At 67.4% G+C, this 13,444-nt stretch carries 15 protein-coding genes; 8 read left to right on the top strand and 7 right to left on the bottom strand.

The window, feature by feature from the left end:
- Position 1: 1 nt before the first annotated feature.
- Positions 2-190 (bottom strand): hypothetical protein, encoded by a 189-nt coding sequence (locus ACX40Y_RS05700; RefSeq protein WP_459118872.1) that lies wholly within the window; start codon positions 188-190, stop codon positions 2-4.
- 48 nt (positions 191-238) lie between these two features.
- Here ACX40Y_RS05700 and ACX40Y_RS05695 point away from each other — a divergent pair, with 48 nt between their 5' ends.
- Positions 239-1,054 (top strand): class I SAM-dependent methyltransferase, encoded by an 816-nt coding sequence (locus tag ACX40Y_RS05695; protein ID WP_459118580.1) that lies wholly within the window; start codon positions 239-241, stop codon positions 1,052-1,054.
- A 64-nt stretch (positions 1,055-1,118) separates the two neighbouring features.
- Here the strand turns inward: ACX40Y_RS05695 and phaR are convergent, their stop codons facing one another.
- Entirely contained in the window at positions 1,119-1,694 is a 576-nt protein-coding gene (gene phaR, locus ACX40Y_RS05690) for a polyhydroxyalkanoate synthesis repressor PhaR (RefSeq protein WP_459118579.1), read from the bottom strand.
- A gap of 71 nt (positions 1,695-1,765) precedes the next feature.
- On the opposite strand from phaR, the gene ACX40Y_RS05685 reads away from it, so the two are divergent.
- The 3 genes from ACX40Y_RS05685 to ACX40Y_RS05675 are packed head-to-tail and all read left to right on the top strand — an operon-like array spanning position 1,766 to position 4,221.
- Positions 1,766-2,776 carry an alpha/beta hydrolase gene (locus tag ACX40Y_RS05685; protein WP_459118578.1) on the top strand — a complete coding sequence of 337 codons (1,011 nt, stop codon included), beginning with the start codon at positions 1,766-1,768 and terminating at the stop codon, positions 2,774-2,776.
- 27 nt (positions 2,777-2,803) lie between these two features.
- Complete coding sequence (locus tag ACX40Y_RS05680) at positions 2,804-3,979, top strand: acetyl-CoA C-acetyltransferase (protein WP_459118577.1); 1,176 nt, start codon at positions 2,804-2,806, stop codon at positions 3,977-3,979.
- Positions 3,980-4,005: 26 nt separating this feature from the next.
- Positions 4,006-4,221 (top strand): hypothetical protein, encoded by a 216-nt coding sequence (locus tag ACX40Y_RS05675; protein ID WP_459118576.1) that lies wholly within the window; start codon positions 4,006-4,008, stop codon positions 4,219-4,221.
- On the opposite strand, the gene ACX40Y_RS05670 is transcribed toward ACX40Y_RS05675, so the two are convergent.
- Both ACX40Y_RS05670 and ACX40Y_RS05665 read right to left on the bottom strand, forming a co-directional pair.
- Positions 4,218-5,804, bottom strand: a complete 1,587-nt coding sequence (locus ACX40Y_RS05670; protein WP_459118575.1) for an MFS transporter — start codon at positions 5,802-5,804, stop codon at positions 4,218-4,220. The genes ACX40Y_RS05675 and ACX40Y_RS05670 overlap by 4 nt on opposite strands.
- 114 nt (positions 5,805-5,918) lie before the next feature.
- Positions 5,919-6,272 carry a winged helix-turn-helix transcriptional regulator gene (locus ACX40Y_RS05665; RefSeq protein WP_459118574.1) on the bottom strand — a complete coding sequence of 118 codons (354 nt, stop codon included), beginning with the start codon at positions 6,270-6,272 and terminating at the stop codon, positions 5,919-5,921.
- 111 nt (positions 6,273-6,383) lie between these two features.
- Here ACX40Y_RS05665 and ACX40Y_RS05660 point away from each other — a divergent pair, with 111 nt between their 5' ends.
- Positions 6,384-7,400 carry a zinc-binding alcohol dehydrogenase family protein gene (locus tag ACX40Y_RS05660; protein ID WP_459118573.1) on the top strand — a complete coding sequence of 339 codons (1,017 nt, stop codon included), beginning with the start codon at positions 6,384-6,386 and terminating at the stop codon, positions 7,398-7,400.
- A gap of 76 nt (positions 7,401-7,476) precedes the next feature.
- On the opposite strand, the gene ACX40Y_RS05655 is transcribed toward ACX40Y_RS05660, so the two are convergent.
- Positions 7,477-8,970 carry an OprO/OprP family phosphate-selective porin gene (locus tag ACX40Y_RS05655; protein WP_459118572.1) on the bottom strand — a complete coding sequence of 498 codons (1,494 nt, stop codon included), beginning with the start codon at positions 8,968-8,970 and terminating at the stop codon, positions 7,477-7,479.
- A 327-nt stretch (positions 8,971-9,297) separates the two neighbouring features.
- Entirely contained in the window at positions 9,298-11,169 is a 1,872-nt protein-coding gene (locus tag ACX40Y_RS05650) for an ABC-F family ATP-binding cassette domain-containing protein (RefSeq protein ID WP_459118571.1), read from the bottom strand.
- 132 nt (positions 11,170-11,301) lie between these two features.
- On the opposite strand from ACX40Y_RS05650, the gene ACX40Y_RS05645 reads away from it, so the two are divergent.
- Both ACX40Y_RS05645 and ACX40Y_RS05640 read left to right on the top strand, forming a co-directional pair.
- A complete protein-coding gene (locus ACX40Y_RS05645; RefSeq protein WP_459118570.1) occupies positions 11,302-11,745 on the top strand; it encodes a hypothetical protein in 444 nt (147 codons plus the stop codon).
- Positions 11,742-12,041, top strand: coding sequence for a winged helix-turn-helix domain-containing protein (locus ACX40Y_RS05640; protein ID WP_459118569.1), 300 nt, complete (start codon positions 11,742-11,744; stop codon positions 12,039-12,041). The genes ACX40Y_RS05645 and ACX40Y_RS05640 overlap by 4 nt, the downstream gene beginning before the upstream one ends.
- 4 nt (positions 12,042-12,045) lie before the next feature.
- Here ACX40Y_RS05640 and ACX40Y_RS05635 read toward each other — a convergent pair whose 3' ends face one another.
- The gene (locus ACX40Y_RS05635; RefSeq protein ID WP_459118568.1) at positions 12,046-12,714 is read right to left on the bottom strand and encodes a YoaK family protein; all 669 of its coding nucleotides are present in this window, start codon (positions 12,712-12,714) and stop codon (positions 12,046-12,048) included.
- A 79-nt stretch (positions 12,715-12,793) separates the two neighbouring features.
- Here ACX40Y_RS05635 and ACX40Y_RS05630 point away from each other — a divergent pair, with 79 nt between their 5' ends.
- A complete protein-coding gene (locus tag ACX40Y_RS05630) occupies positions 12,794-13,423 on the top strand; it encodes a trimeric intracellular cation channel family protein (RefSeq protein WP_459118567.1) in 630 nt (209 codons plus the stop codon).
- Positions 13,424-13,444: the final 21 nt, after the last annotated feature.

The following is a 13,444-nucleotide window of genomic DNA, read 5'->3' as shown; positions in this document are numbered from 1 at the left end:
CTCAGCGCGCGTTGAGCGCGACGCTGGCGAGCACCAGCGCCGCGAACAGCGCAATCATCTGCATCGTCATCCACGGCATCAGCCCGATTCGGTCGAGATCGTGTCGGCCGCGTCGGCGCCGTTCACCCAACGCGCTTGCCACCGCAACGATCAGCGCGATGACGGCGCCGGCCCAATATTGTAGTTGCATCGTCACAACACTTCTCCATGCTCGCGCCGATACAGGGAGAGAATGTCCATGCGCCATAGTCTCATCGCCATCGCCGTCGCGACCACTGCGATCGCCGTCGCCAGCGTCGCCGCGAACGTCCCCGCCGCCGAACACCAGACGATCGAGGCGGCGGTCGCCGCCAAGAGCCGAACGCCGGCCAATGTCGCGCGCGATCGCTATCGTCATCCAGTCGCCACGCTCGACTTTTTCGGGGTGAAGCCCGATTCGACGGTGGTCGAGATCTGGCCGGGCGGTGGCTGGTACACCGAAATTCTGGCACCGCTCACCAACGGCCACGGCACGCTCTATGCCGCCGTGCCCTGGCCCAATGGCAGCCGCGGCATCGACGCGCTCAAGGCGAAGGATGCCGCCACATACGGTGCGGTCAAGCTCGCCGCCTTCCCCGCTGCCGATGGCCAGCCGCGCGTGCCCGATGGCAGCGCCGATGTCGTCCTCACCTTCCGCAACGTCCACAACTGGCGGATGGGCTATCAGCGCGACGGCCAGGATTATGCGCTCGAAGCGTTCAAGCAGATGTATGCAATGCTCAAAAAGGGTGGCACGCTCGGCGTCGTCGATCATCGCCTGCCCGAATCGGCGAGCGACGAGCGCGAGACCAAGAGCGGCTATGTGAAGGTCTCCACCGTCCGCCGCCTCGCCGAGCAAGCGGGCTTCCAATATGTCGGCGCGTCGGAGGTCAACGCCAACAAAGCCGATACCGCCGATTGGGCAAATGGCGTCTGGACGCTGCCGCCCACCTATGCGCTCAAGGATCAGGACCGGGCGAAATATGCCGCGATCGGCGAAAGCGACCGCATGACGCTCAAGTTCCGCAAGCCCTGACGGGTCGGGGGCTGCAAGGCCCCCTTCTCTGGCCGTCTCTGCGAACGTGCGTCGCCGGCGACGCTTACTTCGCCAGCTTCTCGATCTTTTCCTGCAGCCGCGCGAGTTCGGCCTTCAGCGCCGAGACATCGTCGCCGCTCGTCTCGGTCGGGGCCGGCGCCGCGCCCGGCATCGGCTGGCCCGGATTGGCCGCGCCGCCCGGCTGGAACGCGCTCGCCGCGGCTTCGAACATCGCAATGTTGCGCTTGGCGATCTCGGCAAAGGGCGAATTGGCGAACGCGCCCTCGACCGCCGATTTGAACTGTTCCTGGTTGCGGCGGAAACTGTCCATCGACGCTTCGAGATAGCCCGGCACCATCGCCTGCATCGAATCGCCATAGAGCGCGATCAGCTGGCGCAGGAAGTTCACCGGCAGCATCGTCTGGCCGCGCGATTCCTCCTCCATGATGATCTGGGTCAGCACATTGTGCGTGATATCCTCGTCGGTCTTGGCATCGACGACCTTGAAGTCGCGGCCTTCGCGCGTCATCGCTGCGAGATGCTCGAGCGTGATGTAGGACGAGGTTTCCGTATTGTAGAGGCGCCGGTTGGCGTATTTCTTGATGATGACCGGCCCGCTTCCTGGTGCAGCTTTCTTCATGGGAACCCCCGCGCGTGACGAAATCGCACCTAACTACAGTTTCTTCCGCGTCGCAACACGCACCGCGCCCATTGCCGCTATTTCTTGCGTTGCTGCGCAGCGAGACTGCGGCATCGCCAGCGCGGCGTGCGGCGGCACTGGCCGGTCTTGCCGCCTATCAATCCGCGCCCCGTCCGGCGCCGCGCGCCGACAAGCCGGTGATCGCGCGCGCCGGCCGGGCGGTACTGCGCGATTATGGCAGGCACGGCCTGCCGGTCGTGTTTGTGCCCTCGCTGATCAATCCGCCGGTGGTGCTCGATCTGGCGCGCGGCAATTCGATGCTGCGCTGGCTCGCGCGCCAGGGCGTCCGGCCGATGCTGGTCGATTGGGGCACGCCCACGCCAGGCGAGCGCGATCTCGACATCACCGGCCATGTCGAATCGCTGCTCTTGCCGCTGCTGCGCCAGCTTCGCCGCCCGCCGGCACTGGTCGGCTATTGCCTGGGCGGGACGATGGCGATCGCCGCTGCCCAGGCGGTCGAGACCGCCGGCCTCGCCACCATCGCCACGCCCTGGCATTTCGCCGGCTATGGTGCTGCGGTCGAGACGATCGGCAGCCTGTGGGAACAGGCCTGGCCCACCTGCGAACGCCTCGGCCTCGTGCCGATGGAGGTGCTCCAGTCGGGTTTCTGGCAGCTCGATCCGCGCCGCACGATCCTCAAATATGAACGCTTCGGCCGCCTGCCGCGCCGCTCGGCCGAGACGCGCGCCTTCGTCGTGCTCGAGGATTGGGCCAATGGCGGCTCGCCGCTGACCTTCGCCGCCGGGCGCCAGCTGTTCGACGATTTCCTCGCCGCCGATCTGCCCGGCCGCGGCCGCTGGCAGGTGGCGGGGCAGACGATCGACCCGGCGACGCTCACCGTCCCACTGCTGTCGCTGGTATCGAGCAGCGACCGGATCGTCCCCGCCGCCACCGCGATCCGCACCGGCGATGTCCGCAGCCTCGCGCCCGGCCATGTCGGCATGATTGTCGGCGGCCGCGCGCGATCGTCGGTGTGGCAGCCGCTCGCAGACTGGCTAACCGCGCTTCCACGCACTAAGTAGCCGCCAAACACATCCCAGGAGACCAGCATGACCGACGTCGTGATTACCGCCGCCAAGCGTACCCCGGTGGGCAGCTTCCTCGGCGCCTTTGCCGCCACCCCCGCGCATGAGCTGGGCCGGATCGCGATCGAGGCTGCGCTGGCCGAGGCCGGCGTCAAGGGCGAGGAAGTCTCCGAAGTCATCCTCGGCCAGGTGCTCACCTCCGCGCAGGGCCAGAACCCCGCCCGCCAGGCATCGATGAACGCCGGCGTGCCGAAGGAAGTGCCGGCATGGAGCGTGCAGCAGGTCTGCGGCTCGGGCCTGCGCGCCGTCGCGCTCGGTTTCCAGGCGATCCGCAACGGCGATGCGGCGATCATCGTCGCCGGCGGCCAGGAATCGATGTCGATGAGCACCCACGCCCAGTCGCTGCGCCCCGGCACCAAGATGGGCGATGTCAGCCTTGTCGACACGATGATCAAGGACGGCCTGACCGACGTGTTCAACGGCTATCACATGGGCATCACCGCCGAGAATCTCGCCGAGCAATATCAGGTGACGCGCGCCGATCAGGACGAATTCGCCGTGCGCTCGCAGAACCTCGCCGAGAAGGCGCGCGCCGACGGCCGCTTCAAGGACGAGATCGCGCCTGTGACGATCAAGACGCGCAAGGGCGAGACGATCGTCGCCGATGACGAATATATCCGCGCCGGCGCCACGGTGGACGGCGTGTCGGGCCTCAAGCCCGCCTTCAAGAAGGACGGCACCGTCACCGCCGCCAATGCCTCGGGCCTCAACGACGGCGCCGCCGCGCTGGTGCTGATGAGCCGCGACGAAGCCGAAAAGCGCGGCGCACCGATCCTGGCGACGATCAAGAGCTGGGCAAGCGTCGGCGTCGACCCTTCGATCATGGGCATCGGCCCGGTCCCGGCCAGCCGCAAGGCGCTCGAAAAGGCCGGCTGGAGCATCGCCGATCTCGACCTGATCGAGGCGAATGAGGCGTTCGCCGCGCAGGCGCTGTCGGTCGGCAAGGAACTCGGCTGGGATGCCGACAAGGTCAACGTCAATGGCGGCGCGATCGCGATCGGCCATCCGATCGGCGCATCGGGCGCGCGCATCCTGACGACGCTGGTGCACGAAATGCAGAAGCGCGACGCGAAGAAGGGCCTCGCCACGCTGTGCATCGGCGGCGGCATGGGCATCGCGATGTGCGTCGAACGCGACTGATCCCAACCTCACGGCCGATCGACCCGGTGGGCGAGCCTTCGCCTGCCGGGCGTCCGCAACCGGCGGTCCGCGCCGCCGCCTCGATTCGCATCGGCAGCCGCGTCGAATTGTCGGCCGAGGCATCGTCCAGCCCCGCCGGCCTGCTCGCGATCACCGTGCTGGTTTCCTCGATCCTGTTGTCGAGCGCGGCGATCGTCGCCGTCGCCACCCGCCACCGCGCGCGCCGCTCCGGCCCCGCCTAACCGTGCTGTCCGCGCAGCTTCACCGTCTCGCGCAGGCCCAGCATCGTCACTAGCAGCGCCATCGCCACCACCGCGATCGTGTACCACAGGCCGGCAAAGGGGTCGCCGGTCCGCGCCACGATATACTGGCTGATGAACGGCAGGAATCCACCGAAATAGCCGGTCCCGACATGATAGGGGATCGACATCGACGAATAGCGGATGCGGCTGGGGAACATCTCGCTCAGCAACGCCGCTACCGGGCCATAGGTGGCCCCCGCCAGCGCCATTAGCACCGTCATCGCCAGCAGGATCATCGCGATGCCGATCGGCGTCGGTACCACCCGGTCGAAGCGGTATCCGGCCTCCACAAGCGCGCCGTCGACCGCGTCGAGCGTCGCCACCGGCACCACCTGCCCGCCCACCGTCACGTAAAGCGACGGCGCCTCATCGGTCGAATAGGCCACACCCAGCTTCGACAGGTGATCGAGCAGGCGCGCGCAGTCGTCCACCTGTTTCGATGCGAACGGATCGAACGCGCAATGCGGGCCGGAAACCACCACCGGCGCACGGAACGCCGCCTTGGCCAGCTGCGGATTGGCGGCGCTTCCGATCACCCAGAAACAGGGGAACAGCAGCAACAGCGTCAGCGCATAGCCGATCACGATCGGCGGCTTGCGCCCCACCCGGTCCGAAATCGATCCGAACAGCACGAAAAAGCCGGTGCCGAGCAGCGCCCCGGCGGCGGTGATCAGCTGCGCCGCGGTCTGGTCGATCCGCATCGGGCCGGACAGGAACGACAGCACCGAAAACATCGCCGTGTACCAGATCACGGTCAGCCCGGCGGCGATGCCGAACAGCGCGACGAACAGCCGGCGTTTGTTGCCCGGATAGGTGAAGCTCTCGACGAACGGATTGCGCGCGGTCTCGCCAGCCGCCTTCATCGCCTTGAACACCGGGCTTTCGGAGAGTTTCAGCCGCATCCATAGCGACACAGCCAGCAGCAGGATTGAAAACAGGAACGGCAGCCGCCAGGCCCAGCTGTCCCATGCCGCGGCAAAGGCGAACTTGAACAGCAGCACCACCGCCAGGCTCAGGATGAAGCCGCCGACCACGCTCGCCTGGATGAAGCTGGTATGATAGCCGGCACGCCCGCCCGGCGAATGTTCGGCGACATAGATCGCCGCGCCGCCATATTCGCCGCCCAGTGCCAGCCCCTGCGCCACGCGCATCACCAGGATCAGGATCGGCGCCGTCACCCCGATCGCGGCATAACCGGGGATCAGGCCGATCCCCGCAGTCGCCCCGCCCATCAGCGTGATCGTGACGAGGAAGGTGTATTTCCGGCCCATCCGGTCGCCCAGATAGCCGAACAGCACCGCCCCCAGCGGCCGAAACCCGAAGCCGACCGCAAAGGTCGCCCAGGAAAGCAGGGTCGCCAGCGTCTCGTTGCCAGAGGGAAAGAAGGTGCGGCCCAGAATCCCGGTCGCGGTCAGCGTGCCCCAGATAAAGAAATCATACCATTCGAACATCGTGCCCAGCGACGATGCGCCGATCACCAGCCGCATCTCCCTGGCACTGGGCTCACGCACTGCGTCCGTCATCCATGACCTCCCCTCGTCGCGCGCGTTCTACAACATTTGCGAACGTCGTCGAGCAGGCGCGCTCGGATCGTTCGCCGGGGCGCGGGGGAAGCCGATCTCCGCCGACCGGGCCGGTCAGGCCGCCGCCGCACCCGACGAGACGACATTCGTCTCGCCCCAGGCTTTCAGTGCCAGCAGGACGGGTTCGAGGCTGCGTCCGCGTTCGGATAGGCTGTATTCCACTCGGGGGGGGACCTCGGGATACACCGTTCGGACGATGAAGCCGTCCGCCTCCATCTCGCGAAGCTGATTGGTCAGCATCCGCTGGGTAACGCTCGGCACGCGGCGGCGCAGTTCGTTGAAGCGCAGCGTCCCCTGAAGCAGGTGCCACAGCACCACGCCCTTCCATTTGCCGCCGATCAGAACGAGCGTGGCTTCGACGGGACAGCCTGGGTTGCAATCGAAACGATCATGACGGGGTCGGCCCAAAGAGGGTATCCTTTTCGACACTATGTGCGATTTATGTGCGTTCTTGCGGAAAATACGCCGAACGAACACCTGTTTCCAGACAAGAAGCAACGCACCGGACAGGAGCTTTTGATGCACGCCGTTGGCTACAAGATTCCGCGCCCGATCACGGACGAACGATCGCTGGTCGATATCGAGCTGCCGAAACCCATCGCAGCGGGACGCGACCTGCTGGTCGAGATCAAGGCCATTTCGGTCAATCCCGCCGACACCAAGGTCCGGGCGAACGTCCGGCCGGAGGCGGAGGAGTGGAAGGTGCTTGGCTGGGACGCAGCCGGCATCGTCGTCGAAACGGGGCCGGAGACGACCCGCTTCAGGCCGGGCGACGAGGTCTTCTATGCGGGCTCGATCACCCGACCCGGCACCTATGCCGACTTCCATCTCGTCGATGAGCGGATCGTCGGCGCCAAGCCCGCGGCCCTGAACTGGGCAGAGGCGGCCGCGCTGCCGCTCACCGCGATCACCGCATGGGAAGCGCTGTTCGATCGACTGGACGTCAACGACCGCCCGGTGCCGGGTGCGGCGCCTGCCCTTCTCATCATCGGCGGTGCCGGTGGCGTCGGCTCGATCGCGATCCAACTCGCCCGCCGGCTGACCGACTTGACCGTCATCGCCTCGGCATCCCGCGCGGAGACGGCGTCATGGGCGGCCAATCTGGGCGCCCACCACATCGTCGATCATTCGAAACCGCTCGCGCCGCAGGTCGCGGCGCTGGGACTGGGTGCCCCTGCCTTTGTCTTTTCCACCACCCACACGACCGATCACCTTGTCGATATCGTGGAACTGATCGGCCCGCAGGGGCGGTTCGCGTTAATTGACGATCCCGCCGCGCTCGATATCGTGCCGTTCAAGCGCAAGAGCGTTTCGGTCCATTGGGAGTTCATGTTCACCCGCTCGATGTTTGGCACGGCCGACATCGCCGAGCAGGGGCGGCTGCTCGACGAGGTCTCGCGTCTCGTCGACGCCGGCACGATCCGCACGACGCTCACCGAAGTCTTCGGCGCGATCAATGCCGCCAACCTCCGCCGCGCCCATGCGCTGATCGAAAGCGGCCGCGCACGCGGCAAGATCGTGCTCGACCGGACATGAATTCGCACACCATCGCCCCGCGCACGAAAAAGGGGCGAGTGTCACCCCGCCCCTCTTCGTCTTCGCTCGTGCGGGATCAGAAGGTGACGCCGAACCCGGCGCTCACCGTCTCGCCGCTGTCCTTGCCCTGATAGGCGCCGGCGCGGTTGTCGGTGTTCCAGTGGATCACGTTGAACTGCATGCGGACGATGCTGTCGAGATACCAGTTCATGCCGATCGTCGCCGCCGAGCCCTTGCCGGCGGTCGGCACGCCCGAGAAATCGAGATTCTCGTAGCGGGCCAGCACCTCGATCGCACCCGGGCCGCCCTCGAACACCGGCCGGCGCACGAGTGGCTGGGCAAAGGTGCCGAGACGCGGGTTATAGGGCGGCAGGTCGCCGGTGAGGAAATAGCCGGTCGAAAGGCTCCATGCCTTGGTCTCAAGGTCCGGGCGGTCGGCGTTGAGCCGCGCATTGCGGCGGCCCGCCTCGGCCATCACCCAGAACGGCCCGGTATAGCCGCCGACTTCGACGCCATAGCCGGTGGTGCCGGTGCCGCCCGTGATCGTGCCGGTCGACACGCGCAGCGCGCCGTTGAAACGGCCGCCGATCACGGTGTTGCGCGTCAGCGAACCCGGCCCGACCGCCAGCTTCTCGTCAAAGCCCCAGACGCCCAGATGGACGACCGAGCGATCGGTCTTGAGCGGGTTCCAATGGACGCGGCTCATCACCGTGCGGCTGTCGCCGACCGACTGGGTGGCATCGACGGTGTCGCCGCTCAGCGTGATCGACGCATGGCCAGTCTTCCAGAACAGCCGCGACATCAGCGCAATGCCATAGAAGCCGCGCTGCGGCACAATCGCGGTGCCGACCACGTTGCGCTCCAGGAACGGCGGCGCGTCGGAGCCGCTCGATGCCTCAAAGCCGCGATCGTTGAACATGTCGCCGAAGCGCACGTCGTAATCGACCTTGCCCACCGTGTCGCGCCAGCCGACGAACATCGTGCCGACGTCCGACGTGTTGTCGGCAAAGTCGTTCTCGAACTGATAGAAGAAGTGCGGCCCGATGCCGCCTTCGATGCCGATGCGCAGCGCGCGGGCACCGGTCGTCGTGATGTTGCGGCCGTCATAGTCCGAACCGAACGTCGTGCTGACATGGTTGATGATGCGGCCGCGCATCTTGAACATGTATTTGCCGTCCGCCGAACGGAAGATCGGCAGGCCGCCGCGCCATTCGGTGGTGACGCCGGCCAGGTTGAGCGCGGAGTCGCGCGCCTGCTGCACGGTCTGGTCGACCAGGTTGGGCGGCATGATCTGCGGCGCGAAGCCCTCGACCAGGCTTTCCTCGCCCGCGATCGGGCGGCGCTGCTGTTGTGGACGCGGCGCGGCGGTGGTGGTCTGCGCAGGCGCGGTCGTCGCGGCCTGGCCGCCTTCGATCTTGTCGAGCCGGGCGCGCAACGCCGCCAGCTCGGCAGCCTGCGCCTTGATCAGCGCGATCAGTTCGGCCTGATCGCCTTCGCTCGACTGGGCGAAAGCGGGCGCAGCAAGGATCAGCGCGGACGACGCCGCGCCGGCGAGAAGCAGTTTCTTCATGGAAAGCCCTATCCGAGACGATGTCCGCGCCTCGAACGGGCCACGAACATCATGCCATTGTTACCGGCCGGACGTCACCGTGATCGGCAACGGCAGGACGTGCTTTCACTGCCTCCCTGAAATCTTTTCTGTTCTGTCTTCGCTCGTCGTTCGGCCGATCGGGAGCCGCCCTTGAACTTGGTTAGTCCCGATCAACCATGGAAAGCAGTGGAAACAATCAGTAATATAGCGAAATTTAGCAGGGATCGGTGCGCATCCGCAATCATACCTAGACGGTACGGGCGAGGTAACCCGCTGCACCGCCATCGAAAAGCGCACGCCTATCGCTCAGCCGCCGACGCTCTCAAGCGCCTCGCTCGCTTCCATCCAGGCCAGTTCCGCCGCCTCGATCTTCGCGGCGAGATCGGCGCGGCGCTTCATCAGGTCGGTCATGGTCAGCTTGGCGAGCGCGGGCTCGGCACTGGAGGGATCGAACATCGCCCGGTCGATCGCCGAGAGCTGGCCCTGCAGCTTGGCGACCTCCGCCTCGGCCGCCTTGGCCGCCTTGCGCAGCGCATTGCCCTTTTCCCGCGCCTCGGCGGCGGCGCGGCGCGCGTCCTTGCGGTTTTCCTTCGATACACCGCCCTTGCCCTCGGCCGGCGTCTTGGCGAGCACGAAGGCGATATAGTCGTCGAGGCTGCCGTCGAACTCGCGAGCGGTGCCCTGGTCGACCAGCACCAGCCGATCCGCGGTCATTTCCAGCATGTGGCGATCGTGGCTGACCACGACGACGGTGCCGGTATAGCCGTTGAGTGCCTGGATCAGCGCCTCGCGCGCGTCGACGTCGAGATGGTTGGTCGGCTCGTCGAGGATCAGCAGGTGCGGGGCGTCGCGGGTAATCAGCGCCAGCGCCAGCCGCGCCCGCTCGCCGCCCGACAGTTTGCCCACCTTGGTGGTCGCCTTGTCGCCCGAAAAGCCGAACCGGCCGAGCTGCGCGCGCACCGCCGCCGGGCTCGCGCCGGCCATGTTGCGCGTCATGTGCTCGAGCGGCGTGTCGTCGCGGTCGAGCTCCTCCACCTGATATTGGGTGAAATACCCCACCTTCATCTTGCCGCTGGCATTGATCGCGCCGTCCATCGGCGTCAGCTGCGCGGCGAGCAGCCGGGCGAGCGTGGTCTTGCCGTTGCCGTTGCGGCCGAGCAGCGCGATGCGATCATCGGGATCGATGCGCAGGTTGAGCCGCTGGAGGATCTGCGTCTCGCCATAGCCGACGCTCGCCATGTCGAGCGTGATCAGCGGCGGGCGCAGCTCGTCCGGGTTGGGGAAGTCGAAGCTGAGCGAGGGATCGTCGACCAGCTCAGCGATCGGCTGCATCCGCGCCAGCGCCTTCTGCCGGCTCTGCGCCTGCTTGGCGGTGGAGGCACGCGCCGAGTTGCGGGCGATATAGTCCTGCAGCTTCTCGCGCTCGGCCTGCTGCTTGGCGCGGGCGGCCGCAATCTGCGCCTGACGCTCGGCGCGCTGGCGCTCGAAGGCGTCGTAACCGCCGGGATAGAGCGTCAGCTTGCCGCGCTCCAGGTGCAGGATGTGATCGACGACATTGTTGAGGAAGTCGCGCTCGTGGCTGACCAGCAGGATCGTCGCAGGGTAGGACTTCAGGAAGTCCTCCAGCCACAGCACCGCTTCGAGATCAAGGTGGTTCGAAGGCTCGTCGAGCAGCAGCAGGTCAGGCTGGGAGAAGAGCAGGCTGGCCAGCGCCACGCGCATCCGCCAGCCGCCCGAGAAGCTTTCCAGTTCCCGGTGCTGCATTTCCTCGTCAAAGCCGAGCCCGACCAGGATGCGCGCGGCACGCGATGGCGCGGCATGCGCGTCGATCGCGATCAGCCGCTCATGAATCTCGCCCAGACGGTCGGGGTCGTGGCTCGTCTCGCTCTCTTCGAGCAGCGCCGCGCGTTCGGTGTCGGCGGCCAGCACGGTCTCGAACGGCGTCGCCGATCCGCCCGGCGCTTCCTGCGCGATATAGCCGAGCTTCGCGCCGCGCGGCATGTCCACGCGCCCGCCGTCGGGGTCGAGCTGGCTGGCGATCACCTTGACCAGCGTCGATTTGCCCGCGCCGTTGCGCCCGATCAGGCCGATGCGCCCGCGCGGCGGCAGCTTGGCCGTGGCATTGTCGATGATCGTGCGCCCGCCAAGGCGAACCGTGATGTCTGTCAGGTTGAGCATGATTGCCGCCGCCTAGCCGATCGCGCCCGGCCGGGCCAGCGGCGCGGCCTACTTTCCAGATCGGAAAATTATCACTTGCCGGCCCGGAAAGTGAAGCCTATCACTTTCCACATTGGAAAGAGAGGTTCGATCATGCCCACCGATACCGAGGCCCGCGATGCGCTCGCCGCGATGAACGCCACCCGCGCCCAGCTCGCCCGCGCCGCGCACTGCCCGCCGGCCCGCCATGCGGCCTTCGCGCTGCTGATGGCGGCGGTCGTGCTGTCGCCCGTCGCGATGCCGTATCAGCTCGTCGCGCTGGCGCCGGTGCTGGTCGGCATCGTGCTGGTGGTCCGGTGGGATCGCCGGCGGCTGGGCATGTTCGTCAACGGCTATCGGCGCGGCCGCACGCGCCGGGTGATCGCCGCGATCCTGCCCGGCTTCCTGCTGCTCTATGGTGCCAGCGTCTATGCGGTCGCCGCGCACGGGCTGCTCTGGCCGTCGGTCGCGCTCGCGGTCCTCGCCTTCGCGCTCGGCTATTTCGGCAGCCTGATGTGGCAGCGGGTGTTCGTGCGCGAACTGGGGCTCGCCGCGTGAAGCCGCCGCACTTCGATCCGGTGATCCACCCGCCGGCGCGGCTGCAACTCATGGCCGCGCTCGCCAATGTCCAGGAGGCCGAATTCGCGACGCTGCGCGATTTGGTCCAGATCAGCGATTCGGTGCTTTCAAAACATCTCGCGGTGCTGGCCGAGGCCGATTATGTCCGGCTGCGCAAGGCGGCGGCGAACGGTCGCCAGCGGACCTGGTGTTCGCTCACCCGGCGGGGCCGGGCGGCGTTCGACAGCCATGTCGCCGCGCTGCACGCGCTCGCCGGGATCGCCGCCCCCGGCTGAGCGCTCAGCCGGCCGCCGCCACCGGCCGCCGCGGCCCGCGCGTCACCACCGCGACCAGCAGCGTCAGCGCGGCGGCGGCGATCGGGGCGAGCCACAGCGCGGTCCAGCCCCAGCGCGCCTGCGCCTGGGCCCCGAACACCACGCCCGCGGCAAAGCCGAGCCACAGCACCAGATAGCGCATCCAGCCGAACCGATCGGCATCGCCCATCAGCGCATTGGCCAGCCCCTGCCCCATCCGCACCAGCGATCCGGTCATATAGGTCAGGCCGATCGCAACTTCGCCCTCGCGGGTGAACACGCCATTCTCCGCCCCCATCGCCGCCGCCAGCAGCAGCAGCACGATCGGCCCGGGCACGAACGTGCCGACCAGCGCGGCCAGCGCCAGCAGAGTCGTCACCACAAACATCACCGCCGCCTGCGGCCGCGGCCCGAACGCGCGGACGACGATGCTCGACAGGATGACGCCGGCGACGAAGCTCAGGATCAGCGATCCCGCCATCGCCGCGTCACCGGGTATCGCGGCGCCCAGCCCGACGCCCAGTCGCGTCGTGTTGCCGCTCATGAACGAGGCGAAGAAACCGCCAAGGCTGGTAAAGGCGAGCGCATCGACGAAGCCGGCGAGCGCCGCAAGCAGGATCGCGATGGCGACCAGCGGAGACTCGGTACGTTGCATGGCGCCTTACTGCCCGATCCAGGCGCCGTTCGCCAAGGGGGTGTTTGACTTGGGGCCCGCGCCCGCGTCAAACGGAGCCATGTCCCAGTCGGTCGCAGTGCAGATCGGTCCGATCCTTCCCTGGCTCGACCTGTTCGGAATCGCGGTGTTCGCCGCCACCGGCGCGCTTGCCGCGACCCGCCATGCGCAGACGATCGTCACCGCCACCTTCTTCGCGCTGATCACCGGGGTCGGCGGCGGCACGGTGCGCGATCTGCTGATCGGCGCGCCGGTCTTCTGGGTCCATGATGCCAGCGTCGCCACGCTGTGCCTGGCAATGGCGGCGATCGTCTGGGTAACGCCGCAGCGCTGGTGGAACGATCAGACCTTCGCCTGGCTCGACGCGCTGGGCCTCGCCGCCTATGCCGCGTTCGGCGCCGCCAAGGCGCTCGGCTATGGCATCCCGCCGGTGCCCGCCGCAGTGATGGGGGTGGTGACGGCGTGCGTCGGCGGCATCATCCGCGACGTGCTCGCGAACGAACCGTCGATCCTGATGCGCCCCGAACTCTACGTCACCGCCGCCGCGCTCGCCTCATCGATCTATGTCGCGCTCAGCCTCGCCGGCCTGCCCCCCTTCGCCGCCGGGCTGGGCGGTGCCGCCGCAGGGTTCGCACTGCGAGCCGCAGCGATCGTGTGGAAACTCGGCCTCCCCACCTATCGCGGGCGGTAGGGGCGCTGCGATCGGGAGGTG

The sequence above is a fragment of the Sphingomonas sp. RS6 genome (genome assembly GCF_054489705.1).
This window is presented reverse-complemented; position numbering and strand designations above follow the sequence as displayed.